Here is a 21,417-nt window from a genome sequence, read left to right on the forward strand (position 1 = left end):
TTCAGCGGCGGTTTTTTGAACGGTACGGAGCCGAGCCAGAACAGCGGGATCAAGGCAGCAATCACCGTCCCGGCACCATGGACGGGGGCGCTCCCGCCCCTGCGGGTGCCCTGCCTGCGGCAGATCCCCCTGGCAGCGTTGGGCCCAGCCTCCAGCCCCATTCGGGGCTGGAGGCCGCGCCGGGCCGACAGGCCCGGCGCCCGGCCCAACGGGAGCGGCTCATGTACATGAGCCGGCGACGGGCGGGAGCCTCCCCGCCGCGGTCAACGCGCCATGGCTATTTCAAGCGCGGGGGCTTGGCCGGATCCGCGCCGGGCATCTGTGGGGCATGTGTTTGTGCCGATGCGGGCTCCGGCAGATCGAACCGCAACCCGACCCGCGACAGGCGTGCGGAGATCTCGTCGCGGGCGGCAAAGAACCCCACGTCCAGTGCTCCGGCCTCGATGCCGGAAAACGTCAACGCCTCCCCCACAGCCTTGGCCAGCGCACCCTCAGACCCGGGGCGGGCCCCGACAAAGGCCAGCAAATGGCCGCTGCCGCCGCCCTCGTAGGTCACCGCCGCAAGGTAGGCCATCTTGGCCAACCCGCCCGAGGTGGCCAGCTTGGCATCCAGCGCCGTCAACAGCACCTCCGGCAAGCCCTGCGGCGGGCGCACTTCGGTGATGGCGGCCTCCACTTCGCCCGGGGCATGCGACAGGGTCTCCGCCAGCCACCCCATCGCCGCATCCGGGATCAGGATCGACGAGGGCGCGACCTCAAGATTGACCCCAAGACCAATCCCCTGCCCCGCCAGCATCGCGGCGATCACCCGTCCCGACAGCGCCGCATAGGGCACGATCCGATCGGCGAACTGCGCCAGACGCTCCTCGCGGTCGAACACCAGCACAAAACGCCCCTCGCCGGTGTCAAAGATCTCCGGGCTGATGCGATCCCCTTCGGGGTCCTTGTCCAGCAGAATGAACAGCTCGCAATCGGCCAGCCGCTCAAAGAACCGCAACCGCGCCGCGTCGTCTTCGGGCGCGGCCTCCATCGCCGCATGGGCCAGGTCCAGCGGGGTCATCTCAGTCATCTTGCATCTGCTCCTTCACCCGGGCGCGCAGAACCGGCAGCAGTTCCGCCTCGAACCAGGGGTTTCGTTTCAGCCAAGCCGTATTGCGCCACGACGGATGAGGCAAGGCAAAGACCCCCTCGGGCAGGTCACGCCAGTCCTGTACAACCTCCGTCACCCCCTTGCGGGTGCCGAGGTGATAGCGGTGAGCATGCCCGCCCACGATGATGCGCAGGCGGATCTCGCCCAGCTCCGCCATCACCTGACCGTGCCAGGTCGCGCCGCAGATCCGCGGCGGCGGCAGATCAGACCCCCCGGCGTCATAGCCCGGAAAACAAAAGGCCATCGGCACGATCGCCACCCGACGCTGGTCGTAGAACTGCTCGGCATCCAGCCCAAGCCAATCCCGCAGACGATCCCCCGACGCATCCGTAAAGGGTTTACCACTTTCATGGACGCGAAGCCCCGGCGCCTGCCCGGCAATCAGGATACGCGCGCCGGGCTCGAACCAGACCACCGGCCGCGGCGCATGCGCGGTTGTCGTGGCAGCGAACCGGTCCGCACAAATGCGACATGCAGCAATGCGTTGTTTTAATGTTAAGATCTCAGTCATGATGGCTCATCCCACCCCCGCTGCTGCGGCCCCCGCCCCGCCTCTGGACCGCCCGGGCCCTGCGGCACAGTTGCACAGGTTTGCTCAAATTCGACATATTTGCGCCCAAATCAACGCGTAAACCGTTAACGATCCTGTGCTAGGGCTCGCTAAGCAGGCAGCTGGTCCAACATGCGCATGCGTCAAGGCAACGACGCCGACAGGCGGTGCGCACGGCAGACACGGAGCAAGGCAGGCGCGGAGAACGGCAGACGCCGTGCATGGCGCAATGGCACTGCGCGGCCGAAACCGGCCCGCCACACAAGGGTGACGGGATGCGGCGCATCCGGATGCAAAAATCCGGTGCCGCATGATAAGAACAAGCAAGGAGTGCACGGCCCGCAGCCGATGCCTCCGGGAACATGAGGCAAGAGGCGACAGACCGATCGGGCAATGTTGGAATTCGTGAACGTCAGCAAATCCTTCTGGACCGGGACCCAGCGCAAGGTGATCCTGGATCGGGTCTCCTTTGAGGTGAACCTGGGGACCTCGCTTGGCATCCTCGCGCCCAATGGCACCGGCAAGACCACCCTGATCAACATGATGGCCGGGCTGGAAAAACCCGACGAAGGGGAGATTTATCGCGGCTGCAAGATCTCCTTTCCGCTCGGTTTTATGGGCGGCGTCATCGGTCGCCTGTCCGGCATGGAAAACAGCCGCTATATCGCCCGTCTCTACGGGCTCGACCCGGATTACGTGGAAAGCTACTGCCGCTGGCTCTGCGGGCTGAACGAATATTTCGACCAGCCGCTGGGAACCTATTCTGCCGGCATGAAGTCGCGGTTTTCCTTTGCATTGATGCTGGCGCTGGATTTTGACATCTATCTGATTGACGAGGGCATGCCCAGTTCCACCGACGTGGAATTCAACCGCAAGGCCGGTGCGATTCTCCAGGAACGCCTGCAAACCACGACCATCGTGATCGTGTCGCACCAGCCCCGCACCCTGGAGAAATTCGCCAATTCGGCGGCGGTGCTGATGAACGGGCAGCTCCATATGTTTGAAACCTTGGAAGAAGCGAAACAGCTCTATGACTACGAAACCCAAGGCTAAGAAATTCCGCATCCGCCGCAGCGCCACGGCCGCGGCAGAGCAAGGCGACGCGCGCCCGGACGCCGCCACGGCACGCCCCGTGCCGGGACCCGACCGGGCGGAATTTGCTCAGGCTGGCTCTGCTCAGGCCGACCAGGCCGCGCCGCGGGCGGTCAACGCCGCAGCCCGAGACCAGGCCGCACCGGCGCCGCAGCCCGGTGCCACCTCTGCCACCGGCACGGACGCTGGGGCCCGCTCCGCCGCGGGGACCAACGCCGCTGATCCGGCGGCCACGCTCCGCAGCGGTCAGCTGTCCTCTGCCGCGGAAACCGCCGCAAGCACCGATATTGACGCCATCAAACAGGAAGGGCTGACCGGCCGACAGCTGCGCCTCGCACGCCGCGTGGCCCAGAAACACGACCTGCCCGCCACCTCGGACTACGACGCGGTGCGCCTCTTGCGCCTGCGCGGCATCGATCCCTTCAAACGCGCCAACATGCTGGAACTGGTGGTCCCCCAGGGGCAGAAATCCGGCGTCCCGGCCAAGACCGACCCCGGCGACACCGCCAAGCCGCAGACCCTGCCGCAAACGGTCCCCGCAGGCGACCGCCCCGTGCCGAGCACCGAAACCCTCAGCCCGGCAGAGCGGCGCAACCGCGAGATCCAGTCGATCCAGCGCGACATCGCCCGCCGTCGTCGCCGCAAGATGGCCCTGCTCGGCGTGCGTCTCAGCGCCTTTGTGCTGTTGCCGACCCTGCTGGCGGGGATCTATTTCTATACCATCGCCACGCCGATGTACTCCTCCAAGTCGGAGTTCCTGGTGCTCAAGGCCGACAGCACCGGCTCCTCCGGCTTCGGCGGGTTGCTCAGCGGCACCCAGTTTGCCACCAGCCAGGACTCGATCGCCGTGCAGGCCTACCTGCAGTCCAAGGTCGCCATGCGGCGCCTCGATGAGGAGGCCGGCTTCCGCGCCCATTTCTCGCAGGACTGGATCGATCCGATCCAGCGGCTGGAACCGGAAGCCAGCAACGATGACGCCTACAAGATCTACAAGCGCAACGTGAAGATCGGCTACGACCCGACCGAAGGGGTCGTCCGGCTCGAGGTTTCGGCCGCCGAGCCCGAGGTCGCGGCCGAGTTCTCGCGCCGCCTGATCTCCTACGCGCAGGAAAACGTGAACCACCTGTCCGAACAGAAACGCGCCGATCAGGTGGGCGATGCCGAAGACGCGCTGGAACTGGCCGAACAGCAGCGCCGCGACGCCCAGGCCGAACTGGTCCGCCTGCAACAACAGGGCGCTGTACTTGACCCCGAGGGGGTGATTGCCTCGCTGCGCTCCCAGATCAATACCTTCGAGCTTCAGCTGCAGCAGAAACGTCTGGAACTGGCGGCGCTGAAGGACAACCTGCGCCCCAATCAGGCCAAGGTCGAAGGCACCGCCGCAGACATCAAGCGGCTGGAAACACTGATCTTTGAGCTGAACGAACGGATGACCGATGCCTCCCAGGGGGAAAACTCCCTGGCCTCGCTCAGCGTCAAGATTCAGATGGCCCAGGCCGACCTCGCCACCCGCGACATGATGCTGCAATCGGCGCTGCAACAGGTGGAACAGACCCGGATGGAGGCCAACCGCCAGGTGCGCTACCTCACCACCGCGGTCGAGCCGGTTCCCGCCGACACGCCCTCCTATCCGCGAAAATTCGAGAATACGATTTTGGCTTTCCTGATCTTTTCCGGTATCTACCTGATGTGTGCCCTGACGGCATCCATTCTCCGGGAACAGGTCTCTTCGTAAGCTCATGAAAAAAATCGACATCAATGGTCTCACCATTGGCAATGACTGTCCGCTGACCGTCATTGCCGGCCCCTGCCAGTTGGAAAGCGCCGATCACGCCCAGATGATCGCCGGCAAGATGAAGGAGGCCTGCGACGCCGCGGGCGCGCAATATGTCTTCAAGGCCTCCTATGACAAGGCCAACCGCACCTCGCTGTCGGGCAAGCGCGGTCTCGGCATCGACGCCGGGCTCCAGGTTCTGGCGGATGTGCGTGACACCCTTGGCGTGCCGGTGCTGACCGATGTCCACACCGAAGCCCAATGCGGCATCGCCGGCGACGTGGTCGACATCCTGCAGATCCCGGCCTTCCTCTGCCGCCAGACCGACATGCTGCTGGCCGCGGGCAACACCGGCAAGGCGGTGAACATCAAGAAGGGCCAGTTCCTCGCGCCCTGGGACATGGACAATGTGGTGTCCAAGGTCGAAAGCACCGGCAATGACAAGATCCTCCTGACCGAGCGCGGCACCTCCTTTGGTTACAACGCGCTGGTGGCCGACATGCGCGGCCTGCCCCGCATGGCGCAGACCGGTTACCCGGTGGTGATGGACGCCACCCATTCGGTGCAGCAACCGGGCGGCCAGGGCGGCTCCACCGGCGGCCAGCGCGAATTCGCCCCGGTGATGGCACGGGCTGCCGTTTCCTTGGGCATTGCCGCCGTTTTCATCGAAACCCACGAGGATCCGGACAATGCGCCCTCCGACGGGCCGAATATGATTTACCTCCACGACATGCCACAATTGATTGATACATTGATGGGTTTTGATGGGCTTGCCAAAGCCAACCCGATCCGCATTTAAAAGACCAAGGACCCTTTGCAATGACCAAACCGCTGCCCGAAGTGACGCCAAACACCTGGGAATTCCTGCGCGATCCGATGATCACGCCCACCGGCTTTCGCGAATATGACGCGCGCTGGAAATACCCCGACGAGATCAACCTGCCCGGCATGACGGCGCTTGGCCTCGGCCTTGGCACCCAGATGATCCAGAACGGCATCGACCCGGTGATCGCGGTGGGCAACGACTACCGCGACTATTCGCTGACCATCAAGAACGCGCTGATCCTCGGCCTCATGCAGGCCGGCATCACGGTCAAGGACATCGGCCCCTGCATCACGCCGATGGCTTATTTTTCATCCTTCCACCTCGGCGGCTGCGCGGTGGCCATGGTCACCGCCTCGCACAACCCCAACGGCTGGACCGGGGTCAAGATGGGCTTCAACATGCCGCTGACCCACGGCCCGGACGAAATGGCAGAGCTGAAGGACATCGTGCTCAACGGCAAGGGCGACCCGCGCCCCGGCGGCGCCTATGAATTCGTCGATGGCGTCTGGGACGCCTATATGGACGACCTCGTCGGTGACTTCAAAATGTCCCGCAAGCTCAAGGTCGTCTGCGCCACCGGCAACGGCACCGCCGCCGCCTTTGCACCGGCCCTGTTCAAACGCATCGGCGTCGAGGTGGTCGAGAGCCACAATTCCCTCGACTACACCTTCCCGCACTACAATCCCAACCCCGAAGCGATGGAAATGCTGCACGACATGGCGGACAGCGTGCGCGCCTCGGGCGCGGATTTCGCGCTGGGGTTTGACGGCGACGGCGACCGCTGCGGCGTGGTCGATGACGAGGGCGAGGAGATCTTTGCCGACAAGGTGGGCGTCATCATGGCGCGGGACCTGTCGAAACTCCACCCCAACGCCACCTTCGTGGCGGATGTGAAATCCACCGGCCTTTTCGCCTCCGACCCGGAGCTTCAGGCCAATGGCGCCACCGCCGACTACTGGAAGACCGGCCACAGCCACATGAAACGCCGCGTGCACGAACTCGGCGCGCTGGCGGGGTTCGAGAAATCCGGCCACTACTTCATGGCAGAGCCGGTGGGCCGTGGCTATGACGACGGCATGCGCGTCGCGGTGGAAATCTGCAAGCTGATGGACCGCAACCCGGACATGCAGATGTCCGACCTGCGCAAGGCGCTGCCAAAAACCTGGTCCACCCCCACCATGTCCCCCTATGCCGCCGATACCGAGAAATACGACATCCTCGACCGGCTGGTGCAGAAACTCGTCGCCAAACACGAGGCGGGTGACACCTTTGCCGGCCGCGCCATCAAGGAGGTGGTCACCGTCAACGGCGCCCGCGTCATCCTCGACAATGGCTCCTGGGGGCTGGTGCGCGCGTCTTCGAACACGCCGAACCTGGTGGTGGTCTGCGAAAGCTCCGACAGCGAGGCCGAGATGCGCGCCATCTTTGCCGACATCGATGCCGTGATCCGCACCGAACCCGCCGTCGGCGACTACGACCAGACCATCTGACCGGCGCCCCCCGCACCGAACAGCCGCGCCCCGGACAGGAGGCGCGGCTCTTCGCCTTCATCTTCTTGACAAATATCCCGGGGTCCGGGGCAGCGCCCCGGTCCGGCACGCAGCCTCAGTTGCCGCCGAGGAATTTCAGCAACTGCTCCCGCGCCTCTTCCTCAACCCGGCGTTTCAGCGCGTCATTGAGGTCCTCTTCGGTCTCCACCGGCAGCCCCAGCTCCTCGCTCAGCTTGTCCTTCACCGCCTGTTTCGCCTTCTCCTCGGCGTCTTCCAGCTGCGGCTCCACCAGCTTGCTCAGGTCCGGCTTGATCTTCGGATCGAACCAGGACCCGGATATGCGCACCGGCACCGACACCCCGGCGGAGGTCTCACTGGCAAAGGCGGTCGGGGTAAAGGTATAGTCCAGATCCTGCGCCCCGATCCCGACACGCCCCTCCCCCTCGGCCTTCAGCGCCTCCAGCGTGGCCAGGAAATCCTGATTGGTCAGCGTGCCATCGGCGATATTGAAACTCGCCGCCAGACCGTCAAACACCGTGGTGCCGCCATTGCCGCCGTCGGGATCCATGATCGACTGCAGGTCAAACCCGGTAAAGAACCCCTTGCCGATCTCCAGCGTCCCCTTGCCATCAAGCGACCGCATGATCTGATCCATGGAGTTGCCGACACCGAGAAACTCCAGCGAACCCAGCGCCTCGCCCGTCAGCTTGTCATAGCCCGCCAGCTGCCCCAGCGCCTCCTGCATCTTCACATCGGCAAAGCTCAGCCGCCCGGCCACCGACAACCCGTTGCGATTGTTGGCGATCAGCTCGCCCTGAAGACTGCCGCCAAAGGCCTGCACCGGCAGTAGGGACAACACCGCCCGCGACCGGTCGATGACCAGGTTCAGCCGGCTTGGCCCCAGCGTCAGCGCCGTGGTCTTCAGCCCCTGCACATCAAGGCCGATCTGCCCGTCCAGCAGCCCCAGCGCCGAGGCATCAATGGGATCGCTCGACCAGCCCTGCGCATCCGCCTCCGCAGCGCCGCCCCCGGCAGCCCCAGGCTGCGGCGCATCCAGCGCGCTCAGGTCCAACACATCCGCCCGCAACGCCGCCGTCACCCGCACCGGCGCACTGCCAAGCGTCAGATCCGCTTCGCCGCCGAGGGTGTTGTGATCCAGCGTCAGGCTGAGGTCGCGCAGGGCCAGCTTGCCATCCGGCGTATAGGTGGTGTCCGCCGCCACCTGAACCGCCTGACCAAGGCCGCGCGGGATCTCCACCGGCGCCTGTCCCAGCGCCGCCATCAGGGCGCGGGTATCCTCGCTGGCGCCGGTCACGCGGCCATCAAAAGCCCCGGTCAGATCCGCCCGCCCGTCCAGCCGCAGCTTGCTGGCCGCCGCCGTCATCGTCAGCCCGACCGACGCCACCTCGCCGCCAAGGAAGCGCGCGAACTGACCCACCTCGCCCTGCACCCGCAGCGGCGATCCCGCAGGACGCAGGGTCAGATCCACCGTCGCGGTGCCGGTGGGATCCGGCCACAGCAGGTTGAGGTCCAGCTGGCTCATCTCCACCGGCTCCTGACCGTGAGGCGCATAGCGCAGCGAGGCCCCGCTGAGCGAGATCGCCTCGATGGCAAAGGAGGCCTGCGCATCGCCCGCCCCCTCGGTCGCGGCACCGCCCGCCGCGCCTTCAACGGGTTCAAAGACCCAGTTGCCGGTGCCATCCGCCCGGGTCTCCAGGTTCAGATGCGGCACGATCGCGGTCAGCTCGGTGACCCGCACATCGCCCCGGATCAGCCGCGCCGCATCCACCCCGATGGTCAGCCGACCGGCCGTCAGCATCGGCTCCGGCCCCGCCCAGTCGGCATTGGCAAAGGCCACATTGTCCGCCTGGATGCCCAGCGTCGGCCAGAAGGAAAACCGCACATCGCCGCCAAAGACCACCTGCCGCCCGGTCTGTTTCTCGATCTGCTGTCCGGCCAGCTCGGCCAGCTTCTGCCCGGGCAGAAAGGTCAGCAGCACAAGCGCCACGGCAATGGTCAGCAAAAATGCAGAGAGGATACGAAAAATCAGGCGCATAGGTCTTGGCCCCTTCTGGGAGTGCGTCGGGATTGAGCCCGCGGGACGTGGGCTTTGGCGCAGATTACACCGCTCGCGCGCGGGATCAATCCACCGCAGCCGCCCGCCGCAACCTCAGCGCAATCGAAACCGCTGCCGCAGCGCCAGACCGAGGAAAAACAACAGCGGCAGCGACAACACGGTCTGCGCCCCCGACAGCACCTGCGCCCAGCGTGGCAAGCACGTGAGCACCTCGCTCAGAAACACCCGACCAAAGCCAAACAGCGGAAACAGGTTGGAAAAGCTCAGTGCTGCCGCCGTTCCCAGATCGCTCTCTGTGAGGACCAAAGCCCCACCGGGAAAGGAGAACACCGTCCAAAACGCCGCCATCCCCACAAACCAGATCCCCGCCAGCCACCACAGGGGCCGCTGGATCGAATACCCAAAGTCGGACAGCCAGCCAAACAACAGATAAGGCAGCCGCTGCCAGAATGAGCCGATCTGGCTGGCAAAGCGCATTTCCCGGCGAAAGAAGAAATGCGCCTCCTCCGGCAGCCCTTGCTGTGTCAGCACATGCCGGATGGTGGCACAGTTTTCGCGCGCACTGACTGGATCCTGTTTGGTTTCCTGGGGCCAGTAGGTCTGCCCCTCAAGGTCTTCATCTTCGGAAATCTCATCCGAAGTCGGCAGCATCCGCGCGGTAAAACTGGTCTTGTCATGCAGCACCGCACCCGAGAAATCTGGATAGCCATCACGAAATAGCGCCTGACGAAAGGAGGTTGGTTTTTCAAACTGACAGTCTCTGAAATCAGGAATGCAGGGTTCTTCAGTAGAACTCCCAAAACGGGATTTTGTGAAATAGGCAAAGCCGCTAAACGTGGCCGCGTGGAACCAAGCGCCCTGCCTGAACGTGACCGACTCAAACTGAGCGTTCTGCGTGAACTTGGCTGAGAAAAACACAGCGCGCTGCGTGAACGTGGCCTTGTCGAACCAAGCGCCCTGCGCAAACGTGGCCGAGTAGAACACAGCGTTCTGCGTAAACGTGGCCGACTTGAACCAAGCGTCCTGCGTGAACGTGGCCGACTTGAACCGAGCGTCCTGCGTGAACGTAGCCGCGTCGAACCGAGCGCCCCGCGTGAACGTGGCCCAATCGAACCGAGCGTCCTGTGTGAACGTGGCCCAGCCGAACCAAACTCTGGGTGCAAAAACAGCCATCTCCAATACAACTGCATTTGAGAAGTCTGTTTGTTGCATATGTATTTGGTCTTTCGGATTGGGCAGACTAGGTATGATCGCGGCCTCTGGATTGCGGCGCTGATACTCCGTAGCGAACCGGGCCTTGATCTCCTCCGACAGGTCCTCCCACGCCTCCAGCTCTGTAACATCGATTTTCGATGATTCTGCCGCCGCCGCGCGTTCCTCAGCGCTCATCGCTTGACCGGACCAGGCATTCCACGCCCGGCGGTTATCCTCGTGCAATTCCCAATCAACCTCCTCCCCCTCCTGCTCCCCATAAAGGGTCATCAGAACATACCAGGGGTTCTCATTGGCGGGGCGCAGGCCCTCCGGGGTCTCGGGCGCATCAGTCATCAATCGGCTTTCGTCATCAAAATCGTGGTGCAGCCAGCCTAACCAGCGCGCGAGGTCCGGGCCAAGGGTGTTTTGCGCCAAGCCGCGTCCGAATACCGCCCCCGCCTCCGCGCGCCGGTCAGCGGAGCATGCAAATCCTGCATTCCCTTGCCCGCGCGCGCGGTTTATACGACGGCCATGACCAGCAATCCGCCAGATCTCCGCCCCGACCTTGCTCCGAAACCCAGCTTCGGCTCAGCCCCCCGCCCCGACCAGCCGACCCTCGGCATGGTCTCGCTTGGCTGCCCCAAGGCGCTGGTGGACAGCGAACGCATCCTCACCCGGCTGCGGGCCGAGGGCTATGGCATCTCGGCCGACTATTCCGGCGCCGATGCGGTGATCGTCAACACCTGCGGCTTTCTCGACAGCGCCAAGGCCGAGAGCCTGGAGGCCATTGGCGAGGCGTTGAAGGAAAACGGCAAGGTGATCGTGACCGGCTGTCTGGGCGCCGAGCCGGACTACATCCGCGAACACCACCCGCGTATCCTCGCCGTGACCGGCCCGCATCAATACGAACAGGTGCTGGACGCGGTGCATGCCGCAGTGCCGCCCGCGCCGAACCCCTTTGTGGACCTGCTGCCGGCGGCGGGCGTGAAGCTCACCCCGCGCCACTTCAGCTACCTGAAGATCTCTGAGGGCTGCAATCACAAGTGCAAGTTCTGCATCATCCCGGACATGCGCGGGCGTCTGGCGTCGCGCCCCGCCCACGCGGTGCTGCGCGAGGCGGAAAAGCTGGTCGGCGCTGGCGTGCGCGAACTTCTGGTGATCTCTCAGGACACCTCCGCCTATGGTCTGGATCGCAAATATGACGTGAACCCGTGGAAGGACGGCGAGGTCCGCAGCCATATCACCGACCTCACCCGCGCCCTGGGGGAGCTGGCCCCGGCCGAGGAGCTGTGGGTGCGGCTGCACTATGTCTACCCCTACCCCTCGGTGCGCGAGCTGATCCCGCTGATGGCCGATCCGTCCAACGCAGTGCTGCCCTATCTCGATATCCCGTTCCAGCACGCCCACCCGGATGTGCTGAAGCGCATGGCGCGTCCCGCGGCGGCGGCCAAGACCCTGGACGAAATCCGCGCCTGGCGCGCCATCTGCCCCGAGATCACCCTGCGGTCGACCTTCATCGTCGGCTACCCCGGCGAGACGGAAGCCGAATTCCAGCATCTGCTGGACTGGATGGACGAGACGCAGCTGGATCGGGTGGGTTGCTTCAAATATGAAAACGTCGACGGCGCGCGCTCCAACGCGCTGCCCGATCACGTGCCCGAAGAGGTCAAGCAGGAGCGCTGGGACCGGTTCATGGAAAAGGCGCAGGCGATTTCCGAGGCGAAGCTGGCCGCCAAGGTCGGTCAGGTGATGCAAGTGATCGTGGACGACATCGACGCAGACGGCATCGCCACCTGCCGCACCAAGGCCGACGCACCGGAGATCGACGGCAACCTGTTCATCGACGAGGGCACCGAAGGGCTGAACGTTGGCGATCTGGTGACGGTCGAGGTGGATGAGGCCGGGGAGTATGATCTGTGGGGCAAACAAATAACATAAAATGTCACTACGGGCGCAATCTTGACTTCTCACTGCGCATGAAAGCGTCATTGACTGTGTAGCCGGAAGCGGTGAGCGTGAAATGATAGTGATCTTCTGGCCGCACTCGATTTCTTGGAGTAAAGTTGCAAGCAACCATTTTCTTATCGATTAGCTCAGAAATAGCTTCGTTAAACTCTACTTTCGCTCTAGTCTGGCTTGCTTCTAGTCCGTTCCAATGACTTAACGCCTCCATAAAGAGTTTCACCCGTTCGTCCGTTAGACCCTGAAACGGATTCTCGCGATTCGTTGATCGAAGTCCTTCGGCCGAAAGATATGAGAGTGCTAGAATCGCTCTTTCACGCAGATCACTCTGCTCCAAAATCTCACTATCACTGAGGTCACTCTCGGCAGATTTTTCACTAGCACCTACTTGTCGACCTTTTTCAATTTGGTTGACTAGTCGCCGTTTCACCTCCGGATCCTTGATTTCACTTTCTATTTTTTGGTCTATGCTCGCTTCTTCAACAAGGCGATCTTCGTGCAAAGCCTTAGCACGGTTTCGCTCGACCTCCCAAGCATTACGCCTCGCTAATCGTTGGTGCGCGTATTCGTCCTCTCGACTTTTTATTCTTCCATGCGGCGCGGAAACGGCGCGATGCGCCAAATCGTTCAAGTACGGTACACTCACGGCAATGGCTATGCCGGCCAAAACAGGAAACAGGTACAAACTTTGCCAGCTTGTATTGACGTCAAATTAATTAAACCTGATTAAAAGCGGCACATCTGCGAAGAGGACAAAAAACACCTCTTTCCAGTTAAACAATATGAAGCTTAAAATCACTGAACCAAATACGTTACTCTTTACCCTAGCTCGCCAAGCATCCAAAAGTTCTTTCATTAGCTCCAAAACCACACCTCACTATTAGTAGTTTTGCGTTCAACTATGGATAAATGATCTATTATTTTCAATCGGCAAAAGGGAGCCCCGCCCTTCCGGCCCGGAAGTGCGGGGCTTTTGTTGTCTCGACGGTCTGTGCGGTCTGAAGACAGGGGCCGCCCCCTACTCCGCCGCCACCGCCTGCTCTTCCTTCAGATAGGCGAGCAGATCGGCGTTGCGGCAGTAATCCGGGGTGCGCTCGATCTCGCCCTCCAGGCTGGCCAGCGTGCGGTCACAGACCTGCGGGCAGGCGCAGCGGGTGCAGCGCAGGACCGCTTCGGCGATTTCCTCGAACCTGAGCGTGCCATTCACGGCTTCCTGTTCAAGGTCGAGGCCCATGGCCCGCCCCATGCGGTCAAAGAGGTCGGCGTGGGTCTTCAGTGTCTCCGGGTCGGTCATGGCGCGGCTCCTGATCCTGTTCACGGGGACCACCATGCCCGCTGCCGCCGCCGCGCGCCTTGATCGAGGTCAAATCCGCCCCTGCCGCCCTCAGCGCGCCTCCAGATAGGCGCGGACCGCGTCCTGCACCCGGCGGAACCGGTCGCCGCCCAGCTTCTTGCCGCCGTACCAGCGGGTGACGATGATGACGTGATCGGCGATCTCCTCGCGCTCCATCATCCGCAGGATCACCATGCCGGCGCCGCTTTCGCCATCGTCGGCCTTGAGCGCGCCGGTGGGCAGCATCGCCGCCCAGGTATTGTGGGTGGCCTTGGCATAGGTGCGGTCTTCCTTCAGCGCGGCCAGCACCGCGTCGACCTCGGCGCGGCTGGTGACCCGCGCGCCGCTCACCGCATATTTGGACCCGCGATCTGTCAGCACCACGCCAAGCCGGGTCAGGGCCGGCGTCGCGGCCTTGTCATTCTGTGTCATTGCCTGCCTCAGTTCAGCCCGTAGGTGCGGATCGTCTCCCGCACCACCAGGATACGGTCCGGATTGGCCGGATGGGTGCCGAGGAACGCATCACCGGGATCGGGGATCTGCTCGAAAAAGCGGACCCCGACACTGGGGCGATAGCCCGCCAGATGGGTGATCACCGTGCCCAGTGCATCCGCTTCCAGCTCGAACGCCTTGGAATAGCTGCGCGCGCCCACCACCGCACCGACATATTGCGCATTGGCGATTTCCTCCGGTGTGCCCCCTTCGAGCGAGACCAGCTCGCCCAGGAACACCGCCCCCTGCACCGCGTTGCGCCGCTGCTGATCCAGATGCCCGAGGATGTGATGCGCCACCTCATGGCTCATCACAAAGGCCATCTCGTCGGGGTTGCGAAAGGTCTCCAGCATGGCGGCGGTGAAGATCACCACCGGACGCCCGTTGCGATCAACGGTCTGGAACGCATTGGCCGGCGCCTGCGGGTCGAGATCCAGCTGCACGTCGAAATCGCAGTTGCGGTTGGGGTTCTGCTTGATGCATTCGGCTTCCGCCACGGGCTCCACGTCCTGCGCCACCGCGACAAAGGCGCGATAGGCCGGATCATCGGGCATCACCCCGGTACAGCCTGCCACCCACAGGAGAATGAGAATCAGATAACGGCGCATGCTATTCCAAAACTAGACCCTCTCCACGCTAGACCGGATCACCGCGCGGGTGCAAACGGTTGGCGGGAATGCGTGCCAGCGGCCCGGCGCCCCCGATCCCGGCTTGCCAGAGACGGGCACAGGGTGGCACTCTGGAGACATGTTTACCATCGAGCACGAATTCGATTCCACCGTGATCACACTCGTCGACGAGGGCAAGACGCATCTGAACGAGGATGTGATCCTGAACGCCTTTGCCGAATGCGTGACCATCGAACAATTCGACCCGCGCACCAATGTCGTGCAGCGCATCACCCTGTCGCCGGAACAGGTGCAGGATCTTGCCGCAGCGCTGGATCTGCCCGAAGGCGTCTATCGCCTGGTGCTGGAAAAGAACGGCTGAGCCCCGCCAACGGCCGCGTCAGCCCTCTCTGCCTGTGCCGGGCACCGCCGGAGACCGCAGCGCGCCCTGTGGCCCCGCCGCAGGCCGTCCTTAATCGCTATTGCGGATGACAAAGACCTTGTCCCGCGCGGCAGCGCCGCGCCGCAACTCCAGCCGCGACGGTGCCAGACCAAGGGCGCGGGCCAGCAGCGCCTGCACATCCGCCGTGGCCTTGCCGCCCTCGGGCACTGTCGTCACCAGCACCTTGATGACATCCCCCCGCCGCACCACCGCGTTATAGGCTGATCGCGGCGTCACCCGCACCGCGATCTCCGCCCCCGGTTGCGCAAGGTCGCTCAGATCCGCCAGTTCCCGCGCCTTTGGCCGTGCCATATGTCGATCCCCTTCTCGCGCAATGTGCGTCATCGCTCGCCTGCCTGTGCAGCCGCACCAGTGGACGACCGACCTGCGCCTTCGTACACCCTGTGACGATCCGGTCCCAGCCCCGCGTGCCCGCCCTCATCCAGGTCCGCAGCCCGGCCCCTTTCCCCTTGAAACCCCGCTCCCGCTGCCCGACATAGGGGGAGACCAAATGTAAAGAGGTTTTACATATGCCGCAACGCAACGAGGCCGTCCTCGACTTCCTGCACCGTCGCCGCTCCCGCCCGGCCAAGACCCTGGTCGCCCCGGCGCCCGACCGCGCGGAGCTGATGGACCTCCTGACCGCCGCCGCCCGCACGCCGGACCATGGCAAGCTGGAGCCCTGGCGCTTTATCGTGGTGGAACACGGCGCCATGGCGCGGCTGGCGCAGCTGACCGAGGAAACCGGCGCGCGCCTGGGCAAATCGGCGGACGACATCGCCAAGGCCCGCAGCCAGTTCGACCTCGGCCAGCTTGCCGTGGTGGTGGTGGAGATCCAGAAGGACAACCCCAAGATCCCGGCGTTGGAAATGACCTATTCCGCGGGCGCGGTCTGTCTGGCCCTGCTGAACGCGGCGCTGGCGGCTGGCTGGGGGGCGAACTGGCTCTCGGGCTGGATGAGCCACGACCGGGGCTTCTGCGAGGCCGCCTTTGACCTCGCCCCCAACGAGCGCATCGCGGGACTGGTGCATATCGCCACTGAAGGTGCGGTGCCGCCCGACCGCCCGCGTCCCGATGTGGCAGCGCTCACCAGCTGGGTCGAGACATGATTTTCACCGCCTTTGGCAAGGCCCTGGCCCAGACCGGCGATCCGCGCTTTCGCCGGGTGCTGTTCCTTGGCGTCGGCCTGACCTTCGCGCTGCTGGTGGTCGCCTATGCGGCGCTGCTGATGCTGATCCAATGGATGGTGGGACCGGAAACCACCCTGCCCCTGATCGGCGAGGTGACCTGGCTCAACGACCTGCTGTCGGTGGGCTCGTTCTTCTTCATGATGCTGCTGTCGGTGTTTCTGATGGTGCCGGTCGCCTCTGCGATCACCTCGATGTTCCTGGATGAGGTCGCTGCCGCGGTGGAGGCCCGCCACTACCCGCATCTTGCGCCGGTGCCCGGGCTCTCGGTCTGGGACGGGGTGAAGGACACGGTGAACTTCCTCGGCGTGCTGATCACTGCCAATGTGCTGGCGCTGGTGCTGTATCTGATGTTTGCGCCGGCGGCCCTGTTCATCTTCTGGGGGCTGAACGGGTTTCTGCTGGGGCGGGAGTATTTCACCCTCGCCGCCGCGCGCCGGGTCGGTCTGGTGGAGGCGAAACGGCTGCGCCGCCGTCATGGTGCCACGATCTGGGCTGCGGGGGTGCTGATGGCGATGCCGCTGTCACTACCTCTGGTGAACCTGGTGATCCCGATCCTCGGCGCCGCCACCTTCACCCATATCTTCCACGCCCTGTGGCGGGCGGAGTGACCGGAGGTCCCCGGCTGCCTGTCAGCGGGGGCGCTCCCGCGCCTGTGCGCCGCATCACAGATGCGACCCAATCAGCCTTGGGCCCGGCCGCGCCCCTGACGGGGCGCGGCGGATGCGCCGGTGGCGAGGATGTGCCCAAGTCCGATCCTAGCGCCCTGCGCCGGTCCGCCAGGACCGGCGCGCGGCCCAACGGGCGGCCTGGTCTGTGTCAGACCGGGCCAACGGGCGGGAGCCTTCCCGTCCTTTTATGTTTCCGTCGCCGAGGCCCGCGCGGGGGCGACAGCAATCACCGGATCGTCAGAGCGTGTGTCAGGGACGGTCTGGCAGCCGGTCGAACCAGTCGAAATCATTGACGCTGATCGCCCCGGACAGGATGACCCCGGCAATGATCGCCCAGAGCACCGCCGCCGCCGCCGTGGTGATCCAGGCCTTCTGCTTCAGGAAATGCCGCTCGGGCGCGCCGGCATGGGTGCCAGGCACCACCTCGCCCACGTCGCCCTGTGTTTCCAGACGGATGGGGATCACCACCAGGAAGGTCAGGAACCAGATCACCGCATAAAGCACGATCGCGGATGTGATACCCATGGAATATTCCTCTCATATACGGGGAAGACTGCGCCCCGTCACACGCCACAGCCGGCATCAGGGCCCGTATCCGACCGCCTTGCCAGCTTGCGGTCTATCTAGTCTCAAACCTGTTCGAGTTCCACCAGGCAGCCGTTGAAATCCTTGGGATGCAGGAACAGCACCGGCTTGCCATGAGCGCCGATCTTGGGCTCTCCGGTGCCCAGCACCCGGGCGCCCTGCGCCTGCAGCCGGTCCCGCGCCGCCAGAATATCCTCGACCTCATAGCAGATGTGGTGAATGCCGCCGGCCGGGTTCTTGTCGAGGAACCCCTGGATCGGCGAGGCCTCCCCCAGCGGATGCAGCAGCTCGATCTTGGTATTGGGCAGCTCGATGAAAACCACCGTCACACCGTGCTCCGGCTCCGCCTGCGGCGCGCCCACCTTGGCCCCCAGCGTATCGCGGTATTGTGCCGCCGCGGCCTCAAGATTCGGCACGGCAATGGCAACATGGTTCAGACGTCCGATCATGGCGAGGCCCCTCAGCATTGGAAATGATATGTCCCCGTACAGACCAAACCCGCATGTTTGTTGCAAGCCCATCCACACACGCTGAAGCTGTATCTCGCCGCGTCCTGTGGTCACAGCCCGCCCCGTTAATGAGTTGTTAGCCCAGAATCCATAGCGTCGACCCATGTAATCAGTGAGGGTCAGAACATGGATGATTCGGATCTCTTTGCCTCCGCAACCCGCCTGGGAAGTGGACGCCGCCCGCTTCTGGGGTTGACGATCTTGGTGGTCGAAGACAGCCGCTACGCCTGCGAGGCACTGCGCCTTCTGTGCTTGCGCAGCGGCGCACGCATCCGACGGGCCGACAGTCTGAAATCGGCGCGCAAGCACCTCCAGGTCTATCGCCCCTCGGTGGTGATCATCGACCTCGGCCTGCCCGATGGCTCCGGTGCGGATCTGATCCAGTCGCTTGCCGACGCCAATCCGCGCGTTGCCGTGATCCTGGGCATCTCCGGTAATGACAACGCCGAAGCCACCGCGCTGGCCGCCGGCGCCGACAGTTTCCTGCCCAAGCCGATCGTCTCCCTCTCGGCGTTTCAGAACGCGATCCTGTCCAACCTGCCGCCCGAACGCCAGCCGCTCGGCCCCCGTCCGATGACGGATGAAGCGGTGGAACCGGACCTGCTCGCCTTTCGCGACGATATGGCCCACGCCGCCGAAGTGCTGGGCGAAGCCACCGATGAAAAGACGCTGGACTATCTGGCACAATTCCTCGGCGGTGTGGCCCGCAGCGTCGGAGATGCGCCGCTTGCCAAGGCCGCAACCCGGCTGGCCGAAACCCGCAGCAGCGGCGGCCCGATCGCCGTCGAAGCCGCCCATGTCGCCGATCTGGTGCAGGAACGACTTCAGCGCAAGATCGCGATCTGATCATGCTCGAAACGCTGCTGATCGCATCGCTGACCCTGATCATCGTCCTCGGGCTTCAGTCCCGTCTGATCCCGAGCCGACCGGATGTGGGAAAACCCCGCCCCTCCCGCCGTCGGTTCCGGCTGCGCTAGATCCGGACCTTTGGCGCCTGCGCCAACAGTCCAATCAGCGGGCCCGGGTTTTCCACTGGCCATACATTACGGTCATTGCTGCGCCCGGAATTGAGCGCCCCCGGCAAGCCTCCCCACCTGCAAGCCCCCCTTTCGCGACAGGTTTGGTCACAGAACCCTGGAACGCGGAATACCGTCGCCATTCGCTGCGCAGGCTTGACGGATCTCGAGTATCTGATCGCGATCAACCCACACGACGATGCGCGTTCGAGACAGCGGCCCGACGCGGCGCCCAACAAAACGGAACAGAATGCGCAACACGCCGGGCACCAGGTCGCGTGCACCCGCATATGGATCAGCGTGCCTTCAGTCGTCGCCCTGCCCCCTCAGGATAACTGTGCCAGGCAAGACCCTCCGTATTGAAACACGCCGCCCTGGCAGCCCCGGAAACGCGCGCTGACCAAAGAAAAGGGGCGGCCAAACTGGCCGCCCCCATCACACTCTACCGATGCCTCAGCATCAGTCGTCCTGCGGGATCACACGCAGGCCAAGTTCCATCAGCTGCTCCGACATCGGCTCGGAGGGCGCGGACATCATCAGGTCTTCGGCGCGTTGGTTCATCGGGAACATGATGACCTCGCGGATATTGGCTTCATCCGCCAGAAGCATCACCATCCGGTCGATACCAGCCGCGCAGCCCCCGTGCGGCGGCGCGCCATATTGGAAGGCATTGACCATGCCGCCAAAGCGTTTTTCGACTTCTTCCTTGCCGTAACCCGCGATTTCAAAGGCCTTGAACATGATCTCCGGCTTGTGGTTCCGGATCGCGCCCGAGACCAGCTCGTAGCCGTTGCAGGCGAGGTCATACTGGAACCCGCGCACGGCCAGCGGGTCGCCCTCCAGCGCCTCCATCCCGCCCTGCGGCATGGAGAAGGGGTTGTGCTCGAAATCGATCTTGCCGGTTTCCTCATCCTTCTCGTAGATCGGGAAATCCACGATCCAGGCAAAGGCAAAGCGGTCCTTGTCCGTGAGGCCCAGCTCCTCGCCGATCACGTTGCGGGCGCGGCCTGCAACGGCCTCGAACGTCTTCGGCTTGCCGCCGAGGAAGAAGGCCGCATCGCCAACGCCCAGCCCCAGCTGCTGGCGGATCGCCTCGGTGCGCTCTGGCCCGATATTCTTGGCCAGCGGACCTGCGGCTTCCATTTCGCCGTCCTTCTCGCGCCAGAAGATATAGCCCATGCCGGGCAGACCTTCTTTCTGGGCAAAGGCGTTCATGCGGTCGCAGAACTTGCGGCTGCCGCCGGTGGGAGCCGGAATGGCGCGGATCTCGGTGCCGTCCTGCTCCAGCAGCTTGGCAAAGATCGCGAACCCGGAGCCCGCGAAATGCTCGGACACCACCTGCATCTTGATCGGGTTGCGCAGATCCGGCTTGTCGGAACCATACCACAGGGCCGCGTCCTTGTAGGAGATCTGCGGCCAGTCTTCGGCAGCATCCACCTTGCGGCCCTTGCCGAATTCCTCGAACACACCCGCCATCACCGGCGCGATGGTGTCGAACACATCCTGCTGGGTGACAAAGGACATTTCCATGTCGAGCTGGTAGAAATCGGTGGGCGAGCGGTCGGCGCGCGGGTCCTCGTCGCGGAAACAGGGCGCGATCTGGAAATACTTGTCAAAGCCCGACACCATCATCAGCTGCTTGAACTGCTGCGGCGCCTGCGGCAGCGCGTAGAACTTGCCCGGGTGCAGGCGCGACGGCACCAGGAAGTCGCGCGCACCCTCGGGGGAGGACGCGGTGATGATCGGGGTCTGGTATTCGTTGAAGCCCTTGTCCCACATGCGCTTGCGGATCGACTGGATCATCTGCGCGCGCAGCACCATGTTGTTCTGCATCTTCTCGCGCCGCAGGTCGAGGTAGCGGTAGCGCAGGCGGGTTTCTTCCGGGTATTCCTGCTCGCCAAAGACCATCAGCGGCAGCTCTTCGGATTTGCCGAGGATTTCGATGTCGCGGATGAACACCTCGATCTCGCCGGTGGGGATCTTCGGGTTCACCAGGCTGTCGTCGCGGGCCATGACATTGCCGTCAATGCGGATGCACCATTCCGAGCGCACCTTCTCGATCTCGGCAAACACCGGGCTGTCGGGGTCGGCCATCACCTGGGTGACGCCGTAATGGTCGCGCAGGTCGATGAACAAGAGGCCGCCGTGGTCGCGGACCCGGTGGACCCAGCCGGACAGGCGAACGGTTTCGCCGACGTGGGATTTGTTCAGTTCGGCGCAGGTGTGGCTGCGGTATGCGTGCATGGATCTGGTCTCTCTCGGCTGCGGCTGGCGCGATGCGGGGCATCAGCGCCGGGCAAAATTCATCCGCACCCGTACACAGGGTTCGACCGGTCTTGTCAAGCAAACCGGGCCAATTGAGCGTCCCGATCGCCCTGTTTCGCACCACCGCAGGGGGACGGGGGCCCTCCCGCCCACGCGGGCCGCCCTGCACAGGCAGGGCAACACCTTGCGGTTGG

General features: G+C 64.0%; 22 protein-coding genes. 10 read left to right on the plus strand and 12 right to left on the minus strand.

Annotated features, from left to right (window positions below; translation table 11 throughout):
- Nucleotides 1-277: 277 nt before the first annotated feature.
- The gene (locus ACXAF5_RS13795; protein WP_474947019.1) at nucleotides 278-1,069 is read right to left on the minus strand and encodes an SseB family protein; all 792 of its coding nucleotides are present in this window, start codon (nucleotides 1,067-1,069) and stop codon (nucleotides 278-280) included.
- Entirely contained in the window at nucleotides 1,062-1,661 is a 600-nt protein-coding gene (locus ACXAF5_RS13800; protein WP_474947020.1) for a uracil-DNA glycosylase family protein, read from the minus strand. The genes ACXAF5_RS13795 and ACXAF5_RS13800 overlap by 8 nt, the downstream gene beginning before the upstream one ends.
- Nucleotides 1,662-2,093: 432 nt before the next feature.
- Between ACXAF5_RS13800 and ACXAF5_RS13805 the strand changes: the two genes are divergently transcribed.
- From ACXAF5_RS13805 to ACXAF5_RS13820, 4 genes are read left to right on the plus strand one after another with little or no spacing between them, the layout of a single operon-like run.
- Entirely contained in the window at nucleotides 2,094-2,753 is a 660-nt protein-coding gene (locus ACXAF5_RS13805) for an ABC transporter ATP-binding protein (protein WP_239320663.1), read from the plus strand.
- Nucleotides 2,731-4,527: a KpsE/RkpR family capsule polysaccharide export protein gene (locus ACXAF5_RS13810; RefSeq protein WP_474947021.1), complete on the plus strand. Its 1,797-nt coding sequence runs from the start codon at nucleotides 2,731-2,733 to the stop codon at nucleotides 4,525-4,527. Before ACXAF5_RS13805 ends, ACXAF5_RS13810 begins: the two co-directional genes overlap by 23 nt.
- A gap of 4 nt (nucleotides 4,528-4,531) precedes the next feature.
- Nucleotides 4,532-5,365, plus strand: coding sequence for a 3-deoxy-8-phosphooctulonate synthase (gene kdsA, locus ACXAF5_RS13815; RefSeq protein WP_474947022.1), 834 nt, complete (start codon nucleotides 4,532-4,534; stop codon nucleotides 5,363-5,365).
- Between the two features lie 20 nt (nucleotides 5,366-5,385).
- A complete protein-coding gene (locus ACXAF5_RS13820) occupies nucleotides 5,386-6,882 on the plus strand; it encodes a phosphomannomutase/phosphoglucomutase (RefSeq protein WP_474947023.1) in 1,497 nt (498 codons plus the stop codon).
- 115 nt (nucleotides 6,883-6,997) lie between these two features.
- Here ACXAF5_RS13820 and ACXAF5_RS13825 read toward each other — a convergent pair whose 3' ends face one another.
- A complete protein-coding gene (locus ACXAF5_RS13825; protein WP_474947024.1) occupies nucleotides 6,998-8,938 on the minus strand; it encodes an AsmA family protein in 1,941 nt (646 codons plus the stop codon).
- A gap of 114 nt (nucleotides 8,939-9,052) precedes the next feature.
- Entirely contained in the window at nucleotides 9,053-10,588 is a 1,536-nt protein-coding gene (locus ACXAF5_RS13830) for a pentapeptide repeat-containing protein (protein ID WP_474947025.1), read from the minus strand.
- Between the two features lie 96 nt (nucleotides 10,589-10,684).
- Between ACXAF5_RS13830 and rimO the strand changes: the two genes are divergently transcribed.
- Nucleotides 10,685-12,091 (plus strand): 30S ribosomal protein S12 methylthiotransferase RimO, encoded by a 1,407-nt coding sequence (gene rimO, locus ACXAF5_RS13835; RefSeq protein ID WP_474947026.1) that lies wholly within the window; start codon nucleotides 10,685-10,687, stop codon nucleotides 12,089-12,091.
- 7 nt (nucleotides 12,092-12,098) lie between these two features.
- Here the strand turns inward: rimO and ACXAF5_RS13840 are convergent, their stop codons facing one another.
- From ACXAF5_RS13840 to ACXAF5_RS13855, 4 genes are all read right to left on the minus strand, one after another.
- Nucleotides 12,099-12,800: a hypothetical protein gene (locus tag ACXAF5_RS13840; protein ID WP_474947027.1), complete on the minus strand. Its 702-nt coding sequence runs from the start codon at nucleotides 12,798-12,800 to the stop codon at nucleotides 12,099-12,101.
- A gap of 333 nt (nucleotides 12,801-13,133) precedes the next feature.
- The gene (locus ACXAF5_RS13845; RefSeq protein ID WP_474947028.1) at nucleotides 13,134-13,409 is read right to left on the minus strand and encodes a DUF6455 family protein; all 276 of its coding nucleotides are present in this window, start codon (nucleotides 13,407-13,409) and stop codon (nucleotides 13,134-13,136) included.
- A gap of 90 nt (nucleotides 13,410-13,499) precedes the next feature.
- Nucleotides 13,500-13,880, minus strand: coding sequence for a YigZ family protein (locus ACXAF5_RS13850; protein ID WP_474947029.1), 381 nt, complete (start codon nucleotides 13,878-13,880; stop codon nucleotides 13,500-13,502).
- 8 nt (nucleotides 13,881-13,888) lie between these two features.
- Nucleotides 13,889-14,548, minus strand: a complete 660-nt coding sequence (locus ACXAF5_RS13855) for a M48 family metalloprotease (RefSeq protein ID WP_239320633.1) — start codon at nucleotides 14,546-14,548, stop codon at nucleotides 13,889-13,891.
- A 139-nt stretch (nucleotides 14,549-14,687) separates the two neighbouring features.
- Here ACXAF5_RS13855 and ACXAF5_RS13860 point away from each other — a divergent pair, with 139 nt between their 5' ends.
- Nucleotides 14,688-14,930, plus strand: a complete 243-nt coding sequence (locus ACXAF5_RS13860) for a hypothetical protein (protein ID WP_239361974.1) — start codon at nucleotides 14,688-14,690, stop codon at nucleotides 14,928-14,930.
- Nucleotides 14,931-15,020: 90 nt separating this feature from the next.
- On the opposite strand, the gene ACXAF5_RS13865 is transcribed toward ACXAF5_RS13860, so the two are convergent.
- Nucleotides 15,021-15,302, minus strand: a complete 282-nt coding sequence (locus tag ACXAF5_RS13865; RefSeq protein ID WP_474947030.1) for a DUF167 domain-containing protein — start codon at nucleotides 15,300-15,302, stop codon at nucleotides 15,021-15,023.
- Between the two features lie 218 nt (nucleotides 15,303-15,520).
- Between ACXAF5_RS13865 and ACXAF5_RS13870 the strand changes: the two genes are divergently transcribed.
- Both ACXAF5_RS13870 and ACXAF5_RS13875 read left to right on the plus strand, forming a co-directional pair.
- Nucleotides 15,521-16,099 carry a nitroreductase family protein gene (locus tag ACXAF5_RS13870; RefSeq protein WP_239320624.1) on the plus strand — a complete coding sequence of 193 codons (579 nt, stop codon included), beginning with the start codon at nucleotides 15,521-15,523 and terminating at the stop codon, nucleotides 16,097-16,099.
- Nucleotides 16,096-16,788, plus strand: a complete 693-nt coding sequence (locus ACXAF5_RS13875) for an EI24 domain-containing protein (RefSeq protein WP_474947031.1) — start codon at nucleotides 16,096-16,098, stop codon at nucleotides 16,786-16,788. Before ACXAF5_RS13870 ends, ACXAF5_RS13875 begins: the two co-directional genes overlap by 4 nt.
- Before the next feature lie 309 nt (nucleotides 16,789-17,097).
- On the opposite strand, the gene ACXAF5_RS13880 is transcribed toward ACXAF5_RS13875, so the two are convergent.
- Together ACXAF5_RS13880 and mce are read right to left on the minus strand one after the other, a co-directional pair.
- On the minus strand, nucleotides 17,098-17,373 hold the full coding sequence (locus tag ACXAF5_RS13880) for a DUF1467 family protein (RefSeq protein WP_239320585.1): 276 nt from the start codon (nucleotides 17,371-17,373) through the stop codon (nucleotides 17,098-17,100).
- Between the two features lie 104 nt (nucleotides 17,374-17,477).
- Nucleotides 17,478-17,882 (minus strand): methylmalonyl-CoA epimerase, encoded by a 405-nt coding sequence (gene mce / locus ACXAF5_RS13885; protein ID WP_474947032.1) that lies wholly within the window; start codon nucleotides 17,880-17,882, stop codon nucleotides 17,478-17,480.
- 186 nt (nucleotides 17,883-18,068) lie between these two features.
- Here mce and ACXAF5_RS13890 point away from each other — a divergent pair, with 186 nt between their 5' ends.
- Both ACXAF5_RS13890 and ACXAF5_RS13895 read left to right on the plus strand, forming a co-directional pair.
- Nucleotides 18,069-18,788, plus strand: coding sequence for a response regulator (locus tag ACXAF5_RS13890; RefSeq protein ID WP_474947033.1), 720 nt, complete (start codon nucleotides 18,069-18,071; stop codon nucleotides 18,786-18,788).
- Nucleotides 18,789-18,790: 2 nt separating this feature from the next.
- Complete coding sequence (locus tag ACXAF5_RS13895; RefSeq protein WP_474947034.1) at nucleotides 18,791-18,919, plus strand: hypothetical protein; 129 nt, start codon at nucleotides 18,791-18,793, stop codon at nucleotides 18,917-18,919.
- Nucleotides 18,920-19,417: 498 nt separating this feature from the next.
- On the opposite strand, the gene aspS is transcribed toward ACXAF5_RS13895, so the two are convergent.
- Nucleotides 19,418-21,202 carry an aspartate--tRNA ligase gene (gene aspS, locus ACXAF5_RS13900; RefSeq protein ID WP_474947035.1) on the minus strand — a complete coding sequence of 595 codons (1,785 nt, stop codon included), beginning with the start codon at nucleotides 21,200-21,202 and terminating at the stop codon, nucleotides 19,418-19,420.
- Nucleotides 21,203-21,417 lie beyond the last annotated feature (215 nt).

This window comes from Epibacterium sp. ABV4_022, assembly GCF_056159345.1.